The 20095-nt window shown below is 66.6% G+C and carries 20 protein-coding genes; 7 read left to right on the top strand and 13 right to left on the bottom strand.

Features of this window, described 5'->3' with window-relative positions:
- Window positions 1-102: 102 nt before the first annotated feature.
- Window positions 103-1023 (bottom strand): polyphosphate kinase 2, encoded by a 921-nt coding sequence (gene ppk2 / locus J2X09_RS09125; protein ID WP_204733191.1) that lies wholly within the window; start codon window positions 1021-1023, stop codon window positions 103-105.
- A gap of 134 nt (window positions 1024-1157) precedes the next feature.
- Here ppk2 and J2X09_RS09120 point away from each other — a divergent pair, with 134 nt between their 5' ends.
- The 4 genes from J2X09_RS09120 to rpoD all read left to right on the top strand — a co-directional run bounded on the left by J2X09_RS09120 (window position 1158) and on the right by rpoD (window position 8558).
- Entirely contained in the window at window positions 1158-1916 is a 759-nt protein-coding gene (locus J2X09_RS09120; RefSeq protein ID WP_204733192.1) for a 3-hydroxyacyl-CoA dehydrogenase, read from the top strand.
- 119 nt (window positions 1917-2035) lie between these two features.
- Window positions 2036-3868 carry a gamma-glutamyltransferase family protein gene (locus J2X09_RS09115; protein WP_204733193.1) on the top strand — a complete coding sequence of 611 codons (1833 nt, stop codon included), beginning with the start codon at window positions 2036-2038 and terminating at the stop codon, window positions 3866-3868.
- A 70-nt stretch (window positions 3869-3938) separates the two neighbouring features.
- On the top strand, window positions 3939-5909 hold the full coding sequence (gene dnaG, locus J2X09_RS09110; RefSeq protein ID WP_204733311.1) for a DNA primase: 1971 nt from the start codon (window positions 3939-3941) through the stop codon (window positions 5907-5909).
- A gap of 315 nt (window positions 5910-6224) precedes the next feature.
- The gene (gene rpoD / locus J2X09_RS09105) at window positions 6225-8558 is read left to right on the top strand and encodes an RNA polymerase sigma factor RpoD (RefSeq protein WP_204733194.1); all 2334 of its coding nucleotides are present in this window, start codon (window positions 6225-6227) and stop codon (window positions 8556-8558) included.
- 61 nt (window positions 8559-8619) lie between these two features.
- Here the strand turns inward: rpoD and J2X09_RS09100 are convergent, their stop codons facing one another.
- The 6 genes from J2X09_RS09100 to J2X09_RS09075 form a co-directional block, all read right to left on the bottom strand.
- Entirely contained in the window at window positions 8620-9036 is a 417-nt protein-coding gene (locus J2X09_RS09100) for a PPC domain-containing DNA-binding protein (RefSeq protein ID WP_204733195.1), read from the bottom strand.
- The gene (locus J2X09_RS09095; RefSeq protein WP_204733196.1) at window positions 9033-10424 is read right to left on the bottom strand and encodes a sensor histidine kinase; all 1392 of its coding nucleotides are present in this window, start codon (window positions 10422-10424) and stop codon (window positions 9033-9035) included. The genes J2X09_RS09100 and J2X09_RS09095 overlap by 4 nt, the downstream gene beginning before the upstream one ends.
- The gene (locus J2X09_RS09090; RefSeq protein ID WP_204733197.1) at window positions 10421-11125 is read right to left on the bottom strand and encodes a response regulator transcription factor; all 705 of its coding nucleotides are present in this window, start codon (window positions 11123-11125) and stop codon (window positions 10421-10423) included. Before J2X09_RS09090 ends, J2X09_RS09095 begins: the two co-directional genes overlap by 4 nt.
- A 9-nt stretch (window positions 11126-11134) precedes the next feature.
- Window positions 11135-11428 carry a hypothetical protein gene (locus J2X09_RS09085; protein WP_204733198.1) on the bottom strand — a complete coding sequence of 98 codons (294 nt, stop codon included), beginning with the start codon at window positions 11426-11428 and terminating at the stop codon, window positions 11135-11137.
- A gap of 14 nt (window positions 11429-11442) precedes the next feature.
- Window positions 11443-11904: a Spy/CpxP family protein refolding chaperone gene (locus J2X09_RS09080; protein ID WP_204733199.1), complete on the bottom strand. Its 462-nt coding sequence runs from the start codon at window positions 11902-11904 to the stop codon at window positions 11443-11445.
- Between the two features lie 69 nt (window positions 11905-11973).
- Window positions 11974-12945 carry a LysR family transcriptional regulator gene (locus J2X09_RS09075; protein WP_204733200.1) on the bottom strand — a complete coding sequence of 324 codons (972 nt, stop codon included), beginning with the start codon at window positions 12943-12945 and terminating at the stop codon, window positions 11974-11976.
- A 76-nt stretch (window positions 12946-13021) separates the two neighbouring features.
- Between J2X09_RS09075 and uraD the strand changes: the two genes are divergently transcribed.
- Genes uraD through J2X09_RS09060 form a run of 3 tightly spaced genes read left to right on the top strand, consistent with a single transcriptional unit; the run spans window position 13022 to window position 14941 of the window.
- On the top strand, window positions 13022-13597 hold the full coding sequence (uraD, locus tag J2X09_RS09070) for a 2-oxo-4-hydroxy-4-carboxy-5-ureidoimidazoline decarboxylase (protein ID WP_310308037.1): 576 nt from the start codon (window positions 13022-13024) through the stop codon (window positions 13595-13597).
- The gene (locus J2X09_RS09065) at window positions 13594-14568 is read left to right on the top strand and encodes a Bug family tripartite tricarboxylate transporter substrate binding protein (protein WP_204733202.1); all 975 of its coding nucleotides are present in this window, start codon (window positions 13594-13596) and stop codon (window positions 14566-14568) included. The genes uraD and J2X09_RS09065 overlap by 4 nt, the downstream gene beginning before the upstream one ends.
- 4 nt (window positions 14569-14572) lie before the next feature.
- A complete protein-coding gene (locus J2X09_RS09060; RefSeq protein ID WP_204733203.1) occupies window positions 14573-14941 on the top strand; it encodes a hydroxyisourate hydrolase in 369 nt (122 codons plus the stop codon).
- Window positions 14942-14965: 24 nt separating this feature from the next.
- Here the strand turns inward: J2X09_RS09060 and J2X09_RS09055 are convergent, their stop codons facing one another.
- From J2X09_RS09055 to ligK, 6 genes are all read right to left on the bottom strand, one after another.
- Window positions 14966-15964: an aldo/keto reductase gene (locus J2X09_RS09055; protein WP_204733204.1), complete on the bottom strand. Its 999-nt coding sequence runs from the start codon at window positions 15962-15964 to the stop codon at window positions 14966-14968.
- Between the two features lie 118 nt (window positions 15965-16082).
- The gene (locus J2X09_RS09050) at window positions 16083-17036 is read right to left on the bottom strand and encodes a Gfo/Idh/MocA family oxidoreductase (RefSeq protein WP_204733205.1); all 954 of its coding nucleotides are present in this window, start codon (window positions 17034-17036) and stop codon (window positions 16083-16085) included.
- A 1-nt stretch (window position 17037) separates the two neighbouring features.
- The gene (locus tag J2X09_RS09045) at window positions 17038-17892 is read right to left on the bottom strand and encodes a class III extradiol dioxygenase subunit beta (RefSeq protein WP_204733206.1); all 855 of its coding nucleotides are present in this window, start codon (window positions 17890-17892) and stop codon (window positions 17038-17040) included.
- 1 nt (window position 17893) lies between these two features.
- A complete protein-coding gene (ligA, locus tag J2X09_RS09040) occupies window positions 17894-18334 on the bottom strand; it encodes a protocatechuate 4,5-dioxygenase subunit alpha (RefSeq protein ID WP_204733207.1) in 441 nt (146 codons plus the stop codon).
- Between the two features lie 85 nt (window positions 18335-18419).
- The gene (locus J2X09_RS09035) at window positions 18420-19355 is read right to left on the bottom strand and encodes an amidohydrolase family protein (RefSeq protein ID WP_310308032.1); all 936 of its coding nucleotides are present in this window, start codon (window positions 19353-19355) and stop codon (window positions 18420-18422) included.
- A 9-nt stretch (window positions 19356-19364) separates the two neighbouring features.
- Complete coding sequence (ligK, locus tag J2X09_RS09030; protein ID WP_204733208.1) at window positions 19365-20048, bottom strand: 4-carboxy-4-hydroxy-2-oxoadipate aldolase/oxaloacetate decarboxylase; 684 nt, start codon at window positions 20046-20048, stop codon at window positions 19365-19367.
- Window positions 20049-20095 lie beyond the last annotated feature (47 nt).

Raw genomic sequence — 20095 nt, 5'->3', positions numbered from 1 at the left:
CTTCAGCTGATCCGCCTCAAGTCCAGAATGCCGCGGATCCGGCTTCGCCGGTCCGCAGGCATTGCCCCCTTGAGGGGGTCGCGCGCAGCGCGGCGGGGGTGTTCAATAAACCTTCGGCACGTAGATCTCGCCGGGCACCTGGTGGCGGCGGTAGCCTTCATGGCGCACGCGTTCGGGCAACGTGATGGCGGGGCGCTCCACTTCGCGGTAGGGCATCTGCTGCAACAGGTGGTGGATGCAGTTCAGGCGAGCCTTCTTCTTGTCGTCGGCCTGCACCACCCACCAGGGTGATTCGGGAATGTGGGTGCGTTCGAGCATCGTTTCCTTGGCCTGCGTGTAGAGCTCCCAGCGGCGGCGGCTCTCCAGATCCATCGGGCTGAGCTTCCACTGCTTGAGCGGGTCGTGGATGCGGCCCAGAAAGCGCAGATGCTGCTCTTCATCCGAGATCGAGAACCAGTACTTGATGAGCTGGATGCCGGAGCGCACCAGCATCTTCTCGAACTCAGGCACCGAGCGAAAGAACTCTTCGTATTGCTCGTCCGTGCAGAAACCCATGACGCGTTCGACGCCGGCGCGGTTGTACCAGCTGCGGTCGAAAAGCACCATTTCGCCCGCGGCCGGAAGGTGCGCGGCGTAGCGCTGGAAGTACCACTGCGTGCGTTCACGATCGTTGGGTGCGGGCAGTGCTGCCACGCGGCACACGCGCGGGTTCAGGCGCTGGGTGATGCGCTTGATCGCGCCTCCCTTGCCCGCCGCATCGCGGCCTTCGAACACGATCACCACCTTGTGGCCGGTGGCAACCACCCAGTCCTGCAGTTTCACGAGCTCCGCCTGCAGGCGGAACAACTCGCGGAAGTAGGTGCGGCGGGCTTCCTTCTCCGCAGCACGGGCGACATCGTTGAGCAGCGTTTCGGTCTGCTCGTCCATGTTCCGGTCTTCGAGCTCCATCTCCAGCTCTTCGTCGTAGCCGTCCATGATGTCGGCGTGGATGCGGCGCATCAGCTCATCGGGGCTGTCAAACATCGGAACTCCAATAGGAAAACAAAGCCATCAGCCTAGGGCGATGGCATGACAAGGCCGTGACAAAGGCATGTCGCATAATCCCTGTCGAATTGACGTTTACGTCAACGTAAGTTCCCTTCAACTCAGGAGCACACATGGACATTCAAGGCAAGGTTTTCATCGTCACGGGCGGCGCATCGGGCCTGGGCGAAGGCACGGCGCGCATGTTGGCGGCCCATGGCGGCAAGGTGGTGATTGCCGACATGCAGACGGAGAAAGGTGAGGCCGTGGCCAGGGAGATCGGTGGCGCGTTCGTGAAGTGCGACGTGAGCAGTGAGGCCGATGGCCAGGCCGTCGTCGCCAAGGCCGTGTCCCTGGGCAAACTGATGGGTCTGGTGAATTGCGCAGGCATTGCGCCCGCCGAGAAGACCGTGGGCAAGAACGGTGCGCACAACCTGGGTGTCTACACCAAGACCATCATGGTCAACCTCGTGGGCAGTTTCAACATGATCCGCCTGGCCGCCGAGGCCATGTGCAAGAACGAGCCGGAGGCCACCGGCGAGCGCGGCGTGATGATCTCCACCGCCAGCGTCGCGGCGTACGACGGCCAGATCGGCCAGGCGGCCTATGCGGCCTCCAAGGGCGGCGTGGTCGGCATGACGCTGCCCATTGCACGCGATCTGGCCCGCAACGGCATCCGCAACATGACCATCGCGCCCGGCATCTTCGGCACGCCCATGTTGTTCGGCATGCCCAAGGACGTGCAGGACGCACTGGCCGCCGGCGTACCGTTTCCGAGCCGCCTGGGCACGCCGGAGGACTACGCGAAACTGGCCAGGCACATCTTCGAGAACGACATGCTCAATGGCGAGGTGATCCGCCTGGACGGCGCCATCCGCCTGGCGCCGAAGTAACCACCGGCGCTTGCCGGTGAAACGGCTTCTTACGCCTCTGTGGGCCGCTTTGCCGGTCCACAGCCGTTTCTGGGTTACGGTGCTCTCATTTCGCCACCGATCCACAAGGAGCCATGCCCATGACACGCCTTGCCTGCCTGATCGTTTCACTCGCCCTGCTGAGCGCCTGTGGCACACCCACCACCTCCACGCCCACCTCGTCTCCGGTGCAGCAACCTGAAGGCGCGTCGGGCCTCACCGTCAAGCCCGGGTGGACTTTCCAGCGCCAGGCTGTCGCCGCAGCCAATCCGCTGGCCACCGAGGCAGGTGCACGCATCCTGCGCGCCGGAGGCAGCGCGGTGGACGCGGCCATCGCGGTGCAGATGGTGCTCACGCTGGTGGAGCCGCAGTCCAGTGGCATCGGCGGCGGCGCCTTCCTGTTACACCACGACGGACGCCGCATCCAGGCATTCGACGGCCGTGAAACCGCGCCGGCCGCCGCCACCGAGCAGCTGTTCCTCGATGCGCAGGGCAAACCCCTGCCTTTCATGGAGGCCGTGACCAGCGGCCGCTCGGTCGGCGTGCCAGGGGTCGTGATGATGCTGGCCCAGGCGCATCGGCAGCATGGCAAGCTCCCCTGGGCGCGCCTCTTCGAGCCCGCCATCTCCCTGGCCGAACAGGGCTTCGCGGTCAGCCCGCGCCTGCACACGCTGCTGCTGGCCGAAACAGCGCTCAAGAGCGACCCGGTCGCGGCGGCCTACTTCTACCGACCCGACGGGCAGCCCCATCCCGTTGGCCACATGCTGCGCAACCCCGAGCTGGCAATGGTGCTGCGCAACATCGCGGTACAGGGCCCGATCGCATTGCACGAAGGTCCGGTGGCCAGTGCCATCGTCGCCAAGGTGCGCCAGCACCCCGTGCGCCCCGGCAGCCTGAGCCTGGAAGACCTCAAGCGCTACCAGCCGCGCGAGCGCGAAGCGCTGTGCCACGACCACACGGCCGCCCAGCGCACCCTGCGCATCTGCGGCTTCCCGCCACCAAGCTCCGGCGCCATCGCCGTCGGCCAGATCCTGGGGCTGCTCGCACGCACGCCGCAGGCGCAGGAGCCGCTGGTGCGCGGCGCGATGTCGGGCGGTCTGCCCTCCGCCGACTGGCTGCACAGCTACACGGAAGCTTCGCGCCTGGCCTTTGCCGACCGCGCGCAATACGTGGCCGACCCGGACTTCGTCACCGCACCCGGCGGTCGCTGGAACAGCCTGCTCGATGCACGTTATCTGGACGAACGTGCGCGCCTGATCACGCCCGCCCGCATGCCACAGGCCCCGGCCGGCCGGCCCGGCGGCGTCCAGGTCAGCTTTGCCCCCATGCCGGAGCAGATCGAGTACGGCACCAGCCACATCAGCATCGTGGACAGTTTCGGCAATGCCCTGGCCATGACGACGACCATCGAAGCGGCCTTCGGCTCGCACATGATGGTCACCACCGATCCGCAACGTGCCGGCGGCTTTCTGCTCAACAACGAGCTCACCGACTTCAGCTTCGCCCCGCGCGACGCGCAAGGCCGGCCGATCGCCAACCGCGTCGAACCCGGCAAGCGCCCACGCTCCTCGATGTCCCCCACCCTGGTGTTCGACAAGGCCAGCGGTGAACTGCTCGTGAGCGCCGGCAGCCCTGGCGGCGCACTGATCATCCACTTCACCGCCAAGACGCTGCACGGCGCGCTGCAATGGGGGCTGTCGCCGCAGGACGCGATCAACCTGCCCAACTTCGGCACCACGGGCGGGCCGCTGCTGCTCGAGAAGGACCGGTTCCCGGGGCGCACGGTACAAGCCCTGCGGGATCGCGGCCACACGGTGGAAGAGTCGGAAATGACCAGCGGCCTTCAGGCGATCCAGCGCGGAACCCAGCGAGGCCAGCGGGTGTGGCTGGGAGGCGCCGACCCGCGCCGCGAGGGCATCGTCGCCGGGGATTGAAGACCGTCAGGGGCTCATGCCCCTGCCCGCCCTGAATGGTGGCCGCGCGGGTAAGCTAACGCCCTTCGCCATGGCCATCCCCCAGACCTTCATCCAGGAACTGCTCAACCGCGTGGACGTGGTCGACGTGGTGGGACGCTATGTGCAGCTCAAGAAGGGCGGCGCGAACCTGATGGGTCTGTGCCCGTTCCACGGCGAGAAATCGCCGTCCTTCAGCGTCAGCCCGAGCAAGCAGTTCTACCACTGCTTCGGTTGCGGGGCGAACGGCAACGCCATCGGCTTCCTCATGGAGCACGCCGGCATGAGCTTCATCGAGGCCGTGAAAGACCTTGCCCAGCAGGCCGGCATGCAGATTCCGGAAGACGAAGCCTCGCCGCAGGACCGCGAGCGCGCCGCACAGCAGCGGCAGAAACAGGCCACGCTGACCGATGTGCTGGAAAAGGCCGCAATGGCCTATGCCAAGCACCTGAAAAACGCGCCGCGCGCGATCGACTATCTGAAAGGCCGAGGCCTGTCCGGCCAGATCGCCAAGACCTTCGGGCTGGGCTTCGCCCCCGAGGGCTGGCGGGCCCTGGCGAGCGTATTCCCCGACTACCAGGCGCCGCTGCTGGTGGAGTCGGGCATGGTGATCGAGCACGAGGACGAGAAAGGCGCCGACGGCCAGGCCAGGCGCTACGACCGCTTCCGCGACCGGATCATGTTCCCGATCCGCAACGTCAAGGGCGAGTGCATCGGCTTCGGCGGCCGCGTGCTCGACAAAGGCGAACCCAAGTACCTCAATTCGCCCGAGACGCCCGTCTTCAGCAAGGGGCGCGAGCTCTACGGCCTGTTCGAGGCGCGCACCGCCATCCGTGTGGCCGGCTACGCGCTGGTGACCGAGGGCTACATGGATGTGGTCGCGCTCGCCCAGCTCGGTTTTGCCAACGCCGTGGCGACGCTAGGCACCGCCTGCACCCCCGATCACGTGCAGAAGCTCTTTCGCTTCACCGACTCGGTGGTATTCAGCTTCGATGGCGACGGCGCCGGGCGGCGCGCGGCGCGCAAGGCGCTCGACGCTGCCCTGCCCCTGGCGACGGACACCCGCAGCGTCAAGTTTCTCTTCCTGCCCGCCGAGCACGACCCCGACAGCTTCATCCGTGCCAACGGCGAAGCGGCCTTCGCCCAGTGCGTAAAGGAGGCCATCCCGCTGTCGCGCTTTCTGTTCGAGGCCGCCAGCGCCGACTGCGACCTCACCACGGCAGAAGGCCGGGCACGCATGGCCAGCCAGGCGCGGCCGCTCTGGAGCGCCCTGCCCGACGGCGCGCTCAAGCGCCAGCTGATCGGCGAACTGGCCAACGGCATCGGCATTGGCAGCCCGGACCTGCTCCAGCTCTGGCAGCAGGCCGGAGGCGGCCAGCGATCACCCCGTGCTCCGGCCCCCATGCCGCAGGACACCGCCTATGACGGGGGCGCCCATGGATCCCACCACCAGCCGGCAGGCGGTGGCTATGAGCCTGGCGGCCACGCCCGCCAAAGTGGCGACAGGGGCAGCCGCCAGGGTGGCGGCAAAAGCTTCGGCAAGTGGCGCAAGGACCCGCCTCCGCCGCCGCGCATGCTCGGCACGCGCCGCGCCGGGGGCAGCCGTGCCGACCGCGCGGCGGGGTTGCTGCTGGCCAACCCCCACGCCTGGGACACGCTTTCGGCCGACGACCATGGCCTGCTGGCGCACCTGCCCGCCCCGCACGGACCGATGTTCAACTGGCTCGAAGTCCAGCTGCACGAACATGGCCATCAACCCTGGGCTGCCCTGCGCGAGGCGCTGCGCGGGCACGAACACGAAGCATTTGCCTGTGCCCAGGTGGAGCTGGCGACCATGGGCGCCGACCCGGCCGCCGAGTTGTCGGAGCTGGCGGACGTGATGAACCGCCTGCGCCGCGACCACCTGGAGGAGATGGCGCGCCATCTTGCCGCGCGGGTGGCTGGCGGCGATCCCAGCGCCCTGGAGGAATACAAGCGCGTCAACGCCCAGTTGCAGGCACTCAACACCAGCACGACAACCTGACGCAAAAACGCCGTCAACGGTATAATCCAAGGTTTTGCACCGCAAGCGCGACAGCAGCACCTCCGGCACCGGCCCGGCCCCCAGACGGGGCTAGATGGAACATCTTCCTGGCCACCTCGGCGCCCACCCAGGCCCGACGGAACCCCGCAAGGACTGCACACCAAATGTTCGCCCCACAGCTTGCAGGCCCGCCCTTTCCGGCGAAAGGCGGGCGTTGTGCCCAACAAAATCACCGGAGTGGTTCGCGTCGTGCGGCCTTCCTGGCGGTTTTTGTGTGTTCTGCCGGTTCCTGTTCGTCATTTTTTTGAGGTCCTCATGCCCGCGAAGAAATCCAGTACGTCCGTCGCGCCCAGCACCAAAACCGCCAAGAAGGCCAGCCCGCGCGCAGCCGCTCCGGCATCGCCGCCGAAGAAAGCACCTGCCGTGACCCAGAAGACCCCCGTCAAAGCCGCCGCCAAGGCCGCTCCCGCCAAGAAAACCGCGACCAAGGCCCAGCCCGAAGCCGAATTGCTCGAAGAGCCCGTGAAGAAGAAGGCCGGCCGCCCTGCCAAAGCCGATTCGGCCGACAAGCCCGTGGCCAAGCGTGGCCGCAAGCCCAAGGCAGACGCCAAGGGCAAGGCAGACGCCGACATGGACGATGCAGACCTGAGCGATATCGAGGACGATCTGGCGGGCGACGAGCCAGAGGCTGAAGCGGTCGATACCAGCACGCAGACGACCGAGAAGGTCAAGCCCCTGCGCATGAAGATCAGCAAGGCGAAGGAACGCGCGCTGATGAAGGAATTCGGCCTGGACGAGACCGTCCTGTCCGAAGAAGAAGCCCGCAACCGCCGTGAACGCCTCAAGACCCTGATCAAACTGGGCAAGACGCGCGGCTACCTCACGCACGGTGAGATCAACGACCACCTGCCCGACAAGCTGGTCGAAGCCGAAACGCTGGAGGTCGTCGTCTCGCTGCTCAACGACATGGGCGTGGCCGTCTATGAACAGACACCCGATGCAGAAACCCTGCTGCTGAACAACACCGGCCCGACCGCCGCCACCGAAGAGGAAGCCGAGGAAGAAGCCGAAGCCGCCCTGTCCACGGTGGACAGCGAATTCGGCCGCACCACCGACCCCGTGCGCATGTACATGCGCGAAATGGGCACGGTGGAGCTGCTCACCCGCGAAGGCGAAATCGAGATTGCCAAGCGCATCGAGGGCGGCCTCAACGACATGATGGCCGCCATCAGCGAAAGCCCGGCCACCATCGCCGAGATCCTGGTCATGGCCAACGAGATCCAGGAAGGCAAGATCGTCATCTCCACCGTGGTGGACGGCTTTGCCGACGCCGATGAGGCCGATGACTATGTGGCCGAAGAAGACTTCGACGACTACGATGAAGCCGACGACGACGATGGCAAGGGCGGCTCCAAGGCGCTGACCCGCAAGCTCGAAGAACTCAAGCGCGAGGCCCTCACCCGCTTCGACAACATGCGCACGCTGTTCGAGAAGCTGCACAAGACCTACGACAAGGAAGGCTACGGCACGCCGGCCTACCTGAAGACGCAGCACGCCATCACCGAAACGCTGATGTCCATCCGCTTCACCGCCAAGGCGATCGAGAAGCTGTGCGGCACCATGCGCAGCCAGGTCGATGACGTGCGGAAGAAGGAACGCGAACTGCGCCGCATCATCGTGGACAAGTGCGGCATGCCGCAGGAGACCTTCATCAAGGAATTCCCGCCCAACCTGCTGAACCTCAAGTGGGTCGAGAAGCAGGCCGCCGCGGGCAAGCCCTGGAGTGTCGTGCTCGAGCGCAACATCCCGCCGGTGCAGGAGCTGCAGCAAGGCCTGATCAACATCCAGAGCAGCGTGGTCGTGCCGCTGGCCCACCTCAAGGACATCCACAAGCGGATGAACCAGGGAGAGTCCACCTCGCGCGACGCGAAGAAGGAAATGATCGAGGCCAACCTGCGCCTGGTGATCTCCATCGCGAAGAAGTACACCAACCGCGGCCTGCAGTTCCTGGACCTGATCCAGGAAGGCAACATCGGTCTGATGAAGGCGGTGGACAAGTTCGAATACCGCCGTGGCTACAAGTTCTCCACGTACGCCACCTGGTGGATCCGCCAGGCCATCACGCGCTCGATCGCCGATCAGGCGCGCACGATCCGCATCCCGGTGCACATGATCGAGACCATCAACAAGATGAACCGCATCAGCCGCCAGCATCTGCAGGAGTTCGGCTTCGAGCCCGATGCGTCCATCCTGGCCGAGAAGATGGAGATGCCCGAGGACAAGATCCGCAAGATCATGAAGATCGCGAAAGAGCCGATCTCGATGGAAACCCCCATCGGCGACGACGACGACTCGCACCTGGGCGACTTCATCGAGGACCAGGCCAACACCGCGCCGATCGAGGCCGCGATGCAGGCCGGCCTGCGCGAAGTGGTCAAGGAAATCCTCGACAGCCTCACGCCGCGCGAAGCCAAGGTGCTGCGCATGCGTTTCGGCATCGAGATGTCCACCGACCACACGCTGGAAGAAGTGGGCAAGCAGTTCGACGTGACGCGCGAACGCATCCGCCAGATCGAAAGCAAGGCGGTGCGCAAGCTCAAGCACCCGAGCCGCTCGGACAAGCTGCGCAGCTTCATCGACACGCTGTAAACCGCTGTCGGCCACAAAGAAAAAGGGAGCCTGAGGCTCCCTTTTTCATGGGCGCGGCGCGTCAGCCATCCGTGCGCCGTACCACCAGTTCCGGGAAGCCGGTGGCTGCGTCACGCTCGCGCGAGAAGCCCCATTCAGGCAACAGCGCCAGCAGCACCTCGGCCGTGGTGCGCACATGGCAGCCCGGCGCCACATGGCCGCCGAACACGGCGCCGGTGGCGGTGGACAGCGACATGTGCAAGTGCGAATGGCTACGTCCGCTGCCATCCACCCCGACCGTGCCCGACAGGCTCAGGATTTCGGTATCGCCCGCGAGCGTCTCGACCGCGTCCACACCCGCGAATCGGATGCGCGCGTCGATCAGACTGCCGATGCCAGCGATCACGAAAGCCGCGCTGCAGCCTTCGGCGCGCACGGCCGCTTCCAGGGCGGCACGGAGATCCTCACCAGGAGAGAGGCGGACGGGCAGCGTTTTCATCGCAATGTGCCTCCGGGCAGCGCCGCAACGACCGACAGCCCTGGTTTCGCGTTGCGCACCTGAAGCGCACCCCCATGCGCCTGCGCCACCAGCCGGCACAGGTACAGGCCCAGCCCCACCCCACCGGCACTGCGGGTGCGTGCGGTGTCGGGGCGGAAGAAGGGTTGCGCCATCTGCGGCAACTGATCGTCGGGTACACCGGGGCCATGGTCACGCACTTCGATCTCGATTCCCGGCCCGTCCGTCAGCGGTCGCACATACAGCGTGACAGGTACCGCTGCGCCCGCGCTGTGGCGCAACGCGTTGTCCAGCAGGTTGCGAAGGAGCAGGCGCACGCGGATGCGATCGAGCGGCAGCGTTGCGGGCACGCCCTTGTCCAGGTGCAAGGCGATGCCGCGCGCAGCGGACTGCGTCACGGCAAGCTCGTCGATCACTTCGCGCGCGAGCGCCGCCGGGTCGGTGGCCTCGCGGTGCAGCACCGTGTGGCGGCCGGCGAGGCGTTCGCTTTCCAGCAGGTCGCTGATGAGGCGCGCCATCTCGCCCAGGTCGCGCAGCAAGGCCTCGCGCTGCGGCGCGACCTCGGCGCCCTCGGGCAGCAATTCGGTGTTGAGGCGGGCCCGGGTGAGCGGGCTGCGCAGTTCGTGGCTGATGGCCAGCAGCAGCGCGCGCTGGGCCTCCAGCATCTGGTGGATGTCCTGCCCCATCGTGTTGATGGTGGCGGCGAGTTCGCCCAGCTCGTCGGGCCGTTCGGGGTGGCGGACCGGAATGGCCTGCTGGAACTCCCCGGCGCCGAAGCGCAACGCCCCTTGCCGGATGTCGTCGAGCGGTCGCAGCAGGCGTCGCACGTACAGAAAGGTCAGCAGCGTGAGGATGAGCAAGGCCGCCAGCGTGTAGCCCACCAGCTTGGGGCGCCGGTCGAACACGGCCTCGTTGACGCCGAACTCGATGCGATGACCATCCGCGGTCTTGCGCACCAGCAGTTCCAGCCATTCCGCGTCGCCGCCCCAGCCCGCATCGTCTGGATCGGCCATCTGCTCGCGCGTGCGGTCGCGCCGCCAGTGCGCGCGTTCCTGGTCAGGGTGCGAGCGCCACTGGATCTTCGGGCCCGCGATGTCGATGGTCACCGGGAGGCGCTGCACGAGGGCCCGTGCGCGTTCGATGTCGGGAGAGCCATCGGGCGCCACTTCGGCGGCGAGCCGGGTCACGTAGTCCAGCAGCAGCGGCCGAGCGGCCTCGCGCCAGCCCACCGAAAACGCGTTCTTCGCGCCGCTGATGAAGGTGAACGACATGGTCATGGCCAGCAGCAGGAAGACCATTACCAGGCGCAGCTTGAGCGAGCAGCGCAGCTTCTGGACAGCCCTGCGGTACCAGGGCAGCGGACGGCTCATGGCGCGATCCGGGGCAGCGCCAGCGAGTAGCCCGCGTTGCGCAGGGTCTTGATGCAGTCCAGCGGTTCGAGCTTCTTGCGCAGCCGGCTGATCACGATGTCGACCGCGCGGGTGTACAGGTCGGCCTCGTGCCCGCGCAGCTGGTTGAGGATGTCGTCGCGGCTGAACACGCGCCCCGCATCGCGGGCGAGCAGGTGCAGCAGGTCGAATTCGGTGCTGGTGAGATCCACGGTCTCGCCCCCGCGCAGCACGCTGCGGCGCGTGGGATCGATGGTGAGGCCATCGAACATCAGCGTGCCAGGCTCCGCCACTGGCGCGGCGCTGGCCGGTCCGTTGCCGCCGTTGCGGCGACGCAGCACCGTCTGGATGTGCGCGACGAGTTCGCGCGGTTCGAACGGCTTGGGCAGATAGGCATCGGCGCCCAGCTCGAGACCGACCACACGGTCCATGACGTCGCCACGCGCCGTGAGCATGACGATGGGAATGTCGCTCTCCTTGCGGATGGTGCGGCACAGCTCGAAGCCATCCATCTCCGGCAGCATCACATCGAGGATCGCCGCATCGAACGCTTCGGCACGCAGCCGCGCCAGACCCTCGCTGGGCCGCAGCGCGTGCGTGAGCGCCAGCTCGAAGCGCTGGAAATACGTGGTCAGCGGCGGGCCGAGCTGTTCGTCGTCGTCAATGAGCAGAACGCGGTGCATGCGGCATTGTCACATTGCGCGAAGCGCGCGGTGGCGAATGATCAGACGGCGCAGCCGCTGCTGTTCCCCGTGGGCCAGGTCGTCGAAACGGTCGGCCGCCGAGAGGATGGCCGGCAGCGCCGGCACCGCCTCGTTCGGCTGACGGCGCGACAGCGTGGCCCACAGGCCCAGCGCGTGTTCGCGGTCGAAGCGCGGGCCCCACACCAGGGCCAGCAGCTCGTCGTGCGGGTCGTCCACACCGGCCAGCAGCGCCGGTCCGTGGTCGCGCAGGCGCTGGGCGATCGGTTGCAGCACGGGTGACATGGTGTTCACCCGCTTCAGCCGCGCGAGAACCAGCCCTTGCGCTTCTGCATGCGCTCGCGCACCTCGGCCTGCTGCGTCGGGTTCAGGCTGTCGTAGAAATCGGCCAGGGCGTTGATCACCTCGGGGCTGCTCACCTGCACCACGCGGGTCTTCTCGTCCAGCAGGTTCAGGGCGCGGGCGCGATCGAACTTCTCGCCGGCCACCAGGGCACTCATCTCACCACGCGGGTCGGTGGTCTGCCCGATCAGGGCCGTGCGCTGGGCCTGCACCTTGTCGGCCAGCACGTTGAGTTTCTGCTGCTGCTCGGCGTTCAGGTCGAGCTTGCTGGTGATGCGGTCGACCACCTTGCCCCGCACCTCGGCGATCTTCTCGGGGCTCATGGGCGCGCGCTCGCGGTGACCGCAGGCCGCCAGGCTGCCGACGGCGATGGCCACGCCGGTGAAGGCCATGAGCGAACGTTGGATCCAGGGTTTCATGACGGTGTCCTTTCAAAGGGACTGTTGAACATGACCGTCATGGTGCCTGCGGGGGCCCGGCCCGTGGTCTCACCGCAGTTTCGGTTTTTTTCGGTTTGTATCGGTGCCCACCTCGCGCACACGGGCCAGATAGTCGTCGACGTGGGCCCCCAGGCGTTCGGCCACCATGCGCGCGATGTGCGGCAGTGGACGGCCCGCACTGATCGCCACCCCCACGGTCTGAGGCTGTGCGCTCTTGTCCTTGAGCGGCACGAAGCACAGGGTTCCCGCCAGGATCTCCGGGCCGGCATCCAGTTCGGACGTGAGGGCGACGTGGCTGCCGCTGCGCACCAGGCTTTTGACCAGCTGGAGCGAGTTCGTCACCAAGGGCGGGCGGGCATCTTCCAGCAGCCAGTTGTGGCGCTTTTCCAGATAGCGCCGGATGGCGAGCACCCGGCTCTGCGCGGCCAATGGCCAGGCGGCGACATCCTTGAACGTCACGTGGGTCTGCGCAGCCAGCGGATGCGAGCGCGCCACCACACAGCCCAGAGGCAACTCGGCGCTCGCCACGATGTGCAGCTCCCGGCTGGGCCGCAGGTTGAAGGCCACCGCGAGGTCGACTTCCCCCGCGCGCAGGCGCTGCACCGCATCGTCCGTGCTGACGATGTCCACCTCCAGCACGATGCCTGGATGTTCCTTCGCCACGGCCAGCACGAACTCAGGCAGGAACCCGTTGGTGTGGCTGTCCATCGCGGCCAGTCGCAGCTGGCCCTGGCTCACACCCTGCAGTTGCTGGATGTCGGAGAGCGTGCGGTTGAGATCGGCCTTCCAGCGCTGCGACAGGGCCAGCAACAGCTCGCCCGCCGCCGTGAGCCGCATGCCACGCGGCTGGCGCTCGAAGAGCGGCAACCCGAGGTCCTCCTCCAGCAAGAGGATGTGGCGGTCAATGGCGGAGGCCGAAATCGACACCTCCCGGGCCGCCGCCTGCACCGAACCCAACTGGGCAACCGCCGCCACATAGCGCAGGGCTTTGGGGTGGAGGAGTTGATTGAGCGAGCTCATGCGTTCTTAAAAATGGAATGCAATGTCGCCAATTATGCGATGGACAGCAATGCAAGCGAAACGCAAACTGCGCGCCATGGACACACCACGACCCGCACCGCTGGACTGGACCACCCTGGCGGCCCTCGATGAAACCGCCTTCTGTGCGCTGCTGGGGCCGGTCGTCGAGCACTCGCCCTGGGTGGCACGACGGGCATGGCATGAACGTCCCTTCCCGCATTGGCAAGCGCTGTACGACGCCATGTCGGGCGTGATTCATGGCGCCGAAGACACGCACCAACTGGCTTTGCTGCGCAGCCATCCGGAACTGGCCGGGCAGGAAGCCCGGGCCGGCACCATGACGCCCGATTCGCAGAGCGAGCAGGGTCGCCTGGGCCTGCTCAGGCTGGACGCGGCCACGGTGCTCCGCATCGAGACGTTGAACCGCCGTTATCGGGAGCGCTTTGGCTTTCCCTTCATCGCCGCGCTGCGCCTGCACGACTCCCTGGCCTCCGTGCTGCAGGCCGCGGAGGCGCGGCTGGCGAACGATGAGCAGACCGAACGCCGCCAGGCCCTGCAGCAGGTCTGTGAGGTCATGCGCGGCCGCCTGTTGCAAGCCGTCTCACCCGAACCCTCCACCCCGTCCCCCACCCTCGCAGGAACCGTCCCATGAAACCCACCCGTTGCCTACTTCTGGCCGCCAGCTCCCTGTCGATGCTGGCAGCACCTCTGGCCCATGCACAGGCATGGCCGCAGAAACCCATCCGCATCGTCGTGACCTTCTCACCCGGTGGGTCGTCGGACATCGTCGCGCGCCTCTTGCAGCCCGCCCTGCAGGAGAAACTAGGCCAGACGGTGATCGTGGACAACAAGCCCGGGGCGGGCAGCACCATCGGCGCGAACGAAGTGGCCCGCGCCGCGCCCGACGGCTACACCCTGCTGCTGTCCAACACCGCGCCGATGAGCATTTCTCCCTTCATGATGGAGAAGGCGCCGTACGACCCGGTGAAGAGCTTCTCGCACATCGCCTACATCGGCTCGGTGCCCAATGTCTTCGTGGTCCATCCTTCGGTCCCCGCGAGGACCATGCCCGACCTCGTGAAATGGATCAACGCGCAAGCCACGCCGGTGAACTACGGCTCCGGCGGCGTGGGCTCCATCGGCCACATCGTCGGAGAAATGTTCAAGCAGCAGTACAAGCTCAGGATGGAGCACGTGCCGTACAAAGGATCCTCTCCCATGCACAACGACCTGCTGGGCGGCACGCTGCAGTTCGCGGTGGACACGCTGACGCAGAACGTGCCCTACATGAAGGAAGGCAAGCTGGCCGGCATCGCCGTCACCTCGCGTGCCCGCGCACCCATGGCGCCATCGGTGCCGAGCGTCGTCGAGGTCGGGTACCCGCGCCTGGTGGCCGACAACTTCCTCGGCATTTCCGCTCCGGCAGGCACGCCGGCGGAGGTGGTGGACAAGGTGAACAAGGCCGTGGCGGAGGTGGTCGCCAGGCCGGACGTGGCACGCCGCCTGAGCGACATGGGCGTCGAGTCCGAAGCGATGAGCGCCGCCGAATTCACCCGGTTCGTCACCACCCAGGTCAACGAATGGGCACCGGCGGTCAAAGCCTCTGGCGCCAGGCTGAACTGACGCCATGAACGGCGGCATCTCCATCCATTGCGTCGACGTGGCCACCGGGCGCGTCGCCGTCGGCCTGCAAGTGCGCGTGCTGCGTCTGGGGCCCGACGGCCATCCCCTTCACCCTGCGCTGGCGGAAGGCCGCGTGGGGCCCAAGGGGGTGCTGGATCACCCTGTGCTGATGAGCGACGCCATCACCACCGGCGGTTATGAAGTGCAATTCGCGGTCGGCGACTTCTACCGCGACCGTGGAACCGGCGGGCCGGACCCCGCGTTTCTGGAGGTCGTGCCGTACCGCTTCCACATCTCGGACAGCGCACAGCACTACCACCTGCCGTTCAAGTTCACGGCGTGGGGGTTTTCGCTGTTTCGCGGGGGCGCCTGACGCACGGCCCGCGCCGCACGGACGTCAGTAGGTTTCGGTGTCGACCTCGCGGTTCGACTGTTCGTTGTAGCGGTTGCCGCTCACCGTGCGCGGGTTGATGACCTCGTCCAGCCGGGCCAGGATCGCCGGGTCGAGCTGCACGTCGACCGCACGGAGGTCGTCGCGCAGGTGATCCTCGCGGGCGGTGCCGGGAATGGGCAGGATGTCAGGCCCCTGGTGCAACAGCCAGGCCAGCGCAAGCTGGGCCGGGGTGCAACCCACCTCCTGGGCGATCGCGCGGTATGCCGGCAGCCACTTGAGGTTGGCCGCGAAGTGCTCGGGTGCGAAACGCGGCATCGCACGGCGGATGTCCTTGGGGTCGAAGGCGTTCACATCCAGATCGGCACTGCCCAGGAAACCACGGGCCAGCGGGCTGAAGGCAACGAAGGCGATGCCGAACTCGCGGCAGGCTTCGAGCACAGCGATCTCGGGGTTGCGCGTCCACAGCGAGTACTCGGTCTGCAGCGCGGTGATCGGGTGCACCGCCTGCGCCTTGCGCAGCGTGACGGCCGACACCTCGGACAACCCGAGCGTGCGCACCTTGCCCGCGCGCACCAGGTCGCTCATGGCGCCCACGCTGTCCTCGATGGGCACCTGCTTGTCCCAGCGGTGCAGGTAGTAAAGGTCGATCACATCGGTCTTGAGCCGGCGCAGGCTGTCCTCGCAGTTGCGGCGCAAGGTCTCGGGCCGGCCGTCGATGACGCGCTTGATGCCATCCTCGAACTGCACGCCGGCCATGCCGCCCTTGCTGGCCAGCGTGAACTTGCTGCGGTGCTTCGCCAGCACGTTGCCGATGTGGGTCTCGCTGGCGCCGAAACCGTACAGAGCAGCCGTGTCGAAGTGCGTCACGCCCTCATCGAGCGCGGTGAGCAGCAAGCGCTCGGCCTGCTCCCGGGGCACGGGAGCACCATAGGCATGGGCAATGTTCATGCAACCCAGCCCGATGGCTGAGACCTGGAAGGGACCAAGTTGACGTTGTGGCATCCGTGAAGCTCCCTGCGAGTGAGGTGGACCGATCCAGAGACACCGCGGAACCGGCTTTGCCGTGCCGCTGGTATCGCCCCCGGGAGGGGGGTCGCGCGAAGCGCGGCGGGAGTATGGCTTATGCCAGTTGCTGTTCCAGTTTGTGCAGCACTTCGTAGCAGGCGAACACACGGCCCACGCTGGAATTCGGTTCGCGGCCTTCGCGGATGGCGGCGAAGAACTCGCGGTCCTGCAGCTCGATGCCGTTCATGCTCACGTCCACCCTGGAGACGTCGATCTTCTCTTCCTTGCCGTTGAACAGGTCGTCGTAACGCGCAATGTAGGTCGCGGTATCGCCGATGTAGCGGAAGTAGGTGCCGAGCGGGCCGTCGTTGTTGAACGAGAGCGAAAGCGTGCAGATCGCGCCGTTGGCGGCCTTGAGCTGGATGCTCATGTCCATGGCGATGCCCAGCGTCGGGTGGATCGGACCCTGCACGGCATTGGCCTGCACGATGGGGCTGTTGGCCTGGTAGGCGAACAGGTCCACGGTGTGCGCGGCGTGGTGCCACAGCAGGTGGTCGGTCCAGCTGCGGGCCTGACCCAGCGCGTTGGTGTTGGTGCGGCGGAAGAAGTACGTCTGTACATCCATCTGCTGGATGTTGAATTCGCCAGCGGCGATCTTCTTGTGCACGTACTGGTGGCTGGGGTTGAAGCGGCGCGTGTGGCCGCACATGGCCACCAGGCCGGTCTGCTTCTGCAGGTCGACCACAGCCTTCGCACCCGCCAGGCTGTCGGCCAGGGGAATCTCCACCTGCACGTGCTTGCCGGCCTTCAGGCAGGCCAGGGTCTGCTCGGCGTGCATCTGCGTGGGCGTGCACAGGATGACCGCGTCCAGTTCCTTGATCGCCAGCGATTCGTTGAGGTCGGTGGTGACGTGACCGATGCCGTACCGGGTGGCCACTTCCTGCGTCTTGTCGAGCTCGCGGCCGATCAGCGAGATCACTTCCACGCCGTCGATGTTCTTGATGCCGTCCAGGTGCTTGATGCCGAAGGCGCCAGCGCCCGCGAGGGCGACTTTGATGGTTTTGCTCATGTCAGTTGTTCTCCAGAATCAGGTGGCCCACCGCCGTGTTCGATGCGGGCACATGGTAGAAGCGGTTCACGGCCTTCGGGCGGGGTCCGCCGGCCGCATCGGCCATCGCGCCACGCGCGATCAGCCACATCACCAGCTCGATGCCTTCGCTGCCCGCCTCGCGCACGTAGTCGATGTGCGGGATGTCCGCCGCGGCTTCGGGATCGCTGATGAGTTTATCGAGGAAGGCGTTGTCGAATTCCTTGTTGATCAGGCCGGCACGCGGACCCTGCAACTGGTGGCTCATGCCGCCCGTGCCCCAGATGTGCACGTTGATGTCCTCGTCGTAACTGGCCACGGCCTTCGCAATGGCCTTGCCAAGGTTGTAGCAGCGACGGCCGCTGGGCACCGGGTACTGCACCACGTTGACGGCAAACGGAATCACCGGGCAGGGCCAGGCCTGGGGCTGGCCGCACATCAGCGACAGCGGCACCGTGAGACCGTGATCCACGTCCATCTTGTTGACGATGGTGAGGTCGAAGTCCTGCTGGATCACCGACTGCGCGATGTGCGAGGCCAGCGCAGGGTGGCCCATCACCCTGGGCACGGGGCGCGGGCCCCAGCCCTCGTCGGCGGGCTGGTACTCGGCCGCAGTGCCGATGGCGAAGGTGGGAATGATGTCCAGGCTGAACGCGGTCGCGTGGTCGTTGTAGACCAGGAAGATCACGTCGGGCTTGTTGTCCTTCATCCACTGCTTGCCGAACTCGTAACCCTGGAACACGGGCTGCCAGTATGGCTCCTGCGTCTTGCCCAGATCGAGCGCGGCGCCGATGGCCGGCACGTGCGAGGTGTAGACGGATGCGGTGATGCGTGCCATGTCAGTTCCCTTTCTTGCCGGCCGAGCCTTGCGGCTGGCGGTGGGCCTGCGCATCGCCATCTTCGCCGACCACGCGGTTGCCCTTGGCCGAGCGGCCGCCGCCGACCATCATGTTGCGGTACTCGTCTTCGGTCATGCCGGTCATGGAGCCCGCCATCTGCTGGAAGCTCTTGCCGTCGGTGGCACCGATCTTGGCGAGGAAGTAGATGTTGCCGCCCAGGCGGATGCACCAGTTGAGGTCGCGCGCGAGCACGGCCTGCTTCTGCTCTTCCGTCATCGCCCATTCGTCGAGGTAGGCGCGCTCGTCCTTCTTGAAGCGCTCGCGGTTCTCGGCCTTCATGAGGCTCATGCAGAACTGGTTGAGCCAGTAGCCCTTGCGGCTCTGCTCGGCGTCGAAGATGGTCGTGCCGGGCACGTCCAGGTAAGGTTTGTCGAGTGCCATGGTTATGCCTCCCGCGGAGCCGCCTCAAGGGCGGCATGCGCCCCCTCGGGGGGCAGCGAATACACGAAATGATGAGCGTGGGGGTTCATGCCTGCTCTTCCGGCCAGTAAAGGCGCATGGGGTTGGTGACGAGCAGTTTCTTCTGCAGCGCGGGCGTGGTCGCGATCTGCGGGATGAAGTCCACCAGCAAGCCATCGTCGGGCATGTGGTCCTTCAGGTTGGGGTGCGGCCAGTCGGTGCCCCACAGCACGCGGTCGGGGAACTCCTCGACCACCTTGCGCGCGAACGGCACCACGTCCTGGTAGGCCGCCTGCTCGCCGTCCAGGGCCTTGGGGCCGGTCACGGACAAACGCTCGGGGCAGCTCACCTTGCTCCACACATTGGGGTGCTCGCGCATGAACTTGAGGAACAGCTCGAACTCGGGGCCGTCCACCGGCTTGCTCACATCGGGGCGGCCCATGTGGTCCACCACGACGGTGGTCGGCAGCGCGGTGAAGAAGTCCCACAGCTCGGGCAGGTCCACCGCCTCGAAGTAGATGACCACGTGCCAGCCCAGCTTCTGGATGCGCGCGGCGATCTCCATCAGCTCGTCCTTGGGCGTGAAGTCCACCAGGCGCTTGACGAAGTTGAAGCGCACACCGCGCACGCCCGCTGCGTGCAGCTGCTGCAGCTCCTCGTCGGTGACACTGCGCTTGACGGTGGCCACGCCCCGCGCCTTGCCGCCGCTGGAGAGGCAGGCGTCGACCATGGCGCGGTTGTCCGCGCCGTGGCAGGTGGCCTGCACCACCACGTTGCGCGAGAAGCCGAGGTGGTCGCGCAGTGCGTACAACTGCTGCTTGCTCGCATCGCACGGCGTGTACTTGCGCTCGGGCGCGTAAGGGAATTCGGCACCCGGTCCGAACACGTGGCAGTGCGCGTCCACGGCGCCGGCGGGCAACTGGAAGCGTGGCTTGCTGGGGCCGGTGTACCAGTCCAGCCAGCCCGCGGTCTTGGTGAAGTCTCCGGAAGTCGGTTTGCTCATGTCTTGCTTTCAGTCGATGTACTTGAGACCAGCGGCGGCCAGCGGCTCGCGCATCTTGTACATGTCCAGCCCCAGCACGCCGCTGGCGAGCTTGGCGCGTTTTTCGCCCTCGAAGCTCTCGCGCTTCTGCGCGGCTTCGAGCGTGGCGGCGGCTCGCGCGGCAGGCACGCAGACTACGCCGTCGTCGTCGGCCACGATCACGTCGCCCGGCGTCACCAGCATGCCGGCGCAGACGATGGGGATGTTCACCGAGCCCAGCGTGGCCTTGATCGTGCCCTTGCTGGAAATCGCCTTGCTCCACACGGGGAAGTTCATCTCCTGCAGTGTCTTCACGTCGCGCACACCGGCGTCGATGATGAGGGCGCGCGCACCGCGTGCCTGGAACGAGGTGGCGAGCAGGTCGCCGAAGTAGCCGTCGGTGCACTCGGCGGTGACGGCCGCCACCACGATGTCGCCCGGCTGGATCTGCTCGGCCGCGACGTGCATCATCCAGTTGTCACCCGGTTGCAGCAGCACGGTGACCGCCGTGCCACTCACCTGCTGGCCCGAGTAGATCGGGCGCATGTAAGGCTTGAGCAGGCCCACGCGGCCCATGGCCTCGTGCACGGTGGCCGAGCCCAGCGCGGCCAGACCGTCGGCGGCCGCGCGGTCGGCGCGGTTGATGTTGCGGTAGACAACGCCCAGTTCGTACATATATGCCTTTCAACCCCCAGGCCGCTTCGCGGCTTCCCCCTTCCGCT

The organism is Hydrogenophaga laconesensis (assembly GCF_031457235.1).
GTDB lineage: Bacteria > Pseudomonadota > Gammaproteobacteria > Burkholderiales > Burkholderiaceae_C > Hydrogenophaga > Hydrogenophaga laconesensis.
This window is presented reverse-complemented; position numbering and strand designations above follow the sequence as displayed.

Bases quoted from the DNA above. Each gene is read 5' to 3' on its own strand.
- ppk2 (WP_204733191.1), bottom strand. From the start codon at position 1,023: ATGTTTGACAGCCCCGATGAGCTGATGCGCCGCATCCACGCCGACATC.
- J2X09_RS09120 (WP_204733192.1), top strand. From the start codon at position 1,158: ATGGACATTCAAGGCAAGGTTTTCATCGTCACGGGCGGCGCATCGGGC.
- J2X09_RS09115 (WP_204733193.1), top strand. From the start codon at position 2,036: ATGACACGCCTTGCCTGCCTGATCGTTTCACTCGCCCTGCTGAGCGCC.
- dnaG (WP_204733311.1), top strand. From the start codon at position 3,939: ATGGCCATCCCCCAGACCTTCATCCAGGAACTGCTCAACCGCGTGGAC.
- rpoD (WP_204733194.1), top strand. From the start codon at position 6,225: ATGCCCGCGAAGAAATCCAGTACGTCCGTCGCGCCCAGCACCAAAACC.
- J2X09_RS09100 (WP_204733195.1), bottom strand. From the start codon at position 9,036: ATGAAAACGCTGCCCGTCCGCCTCTCTCCTGGTGAGGATCTCCGTGCC.
- J2X09_RS09095 (WP_204733196.1), bottom strand. From the start codon at position 10,424: ATGAGCCGTCCGCTGCCCTGGTACCGCAGGGCTGTCCAGAAGCTGCGC.
- J2X09_RS09090 (WP_204733197.1), bottom strand. From the start codon at position 11,125: ATGCACCGCGTTCTGCTCATTGACGACGACGAACAGCTCGGCCCGCCG.
- J2X09_RS09085 (WP_204733198.1), bottom strand. From the start codon at position 11,428: ATGTCACCCGTGCTGCAACCGATCGCCCAGCGCCTGCGCGACCACGGA.
- J2X09_RS09080 (WP_204733199.1), bottom strand. From the start codon at position 11,904: ATGAAACCCTGGATCCAACGTTCGCTCATGGCCTTCACCGGCGTGGCC.
- J2X09_RS09075 (WP_204733200.1), bottom strand. From the start codon at position 12,945: ATGAGCTCGCTCAATCAACTCCTCCACCCCAAAGCCCTGCGCTATGTG.
- uraD (WP_310308037.1), top strand. From the start codon at position 13,022: ATGGACACACCACGACCCGCACCGCTGGACTGGACCACCCTGGCGGCC.
- J2X09_RS09065 (WP_204733202.1), top strand. From the start codon at position 13,594: ATGAAACCCACCCGTTGCCTACTTCTGGCCGCCAGCTCCCTGTCGATG.
- J2X09_RS09060 (WP_204733203.1), top strand. From the start codon at position 14,573: ATGAACGGCGGCATCTCCATCCATTGCGTCGACGTGGCCACCGGGCGC.
- J2X09_RS09055 (WP_204733204.1), bottom strand. From the start codon at position 15,964: ATGCCACAACGTCAACTTGGTCCCTTCCAGGTCTCAGCCATCGGGCTG.
- J2X09_RS09050 (WP_204733205.1), bottom strand. From the start codon at position 17,036: ATGAGCAAAACCATCAAAGTCGCCCTCGCGGGCGCTGGCGCCTTCGGC.
- J2X09_RS09045 (WP_204733206.1), bottom strand. From the start codon at position 17,892: ATGGCACGCATCACCGCATCCGTCTACACCTCGCACGTGCCGGCCATC.
- ligA (WP_204733207.1), bottom strand. From the start codon at position 18,334: ATGGCACTCGACAAACCTTACCTGGACGTGCCCGGCACGACCATCTTC.
- J2X09_RS09035 (WP_310308032.1), bottom strand. From the start codon at position 19,355: ATGAGCAAACCGACTTCCGGAGACTTCACCAAGACCGCGGGCTGGCTG.
- ligK (WP_204733208.1), bottom strand. From the start codon at position 20,048: ATGTACGAACTGGGCGTTGTCTACCGCAACATCAACCGCGCCGACCGC.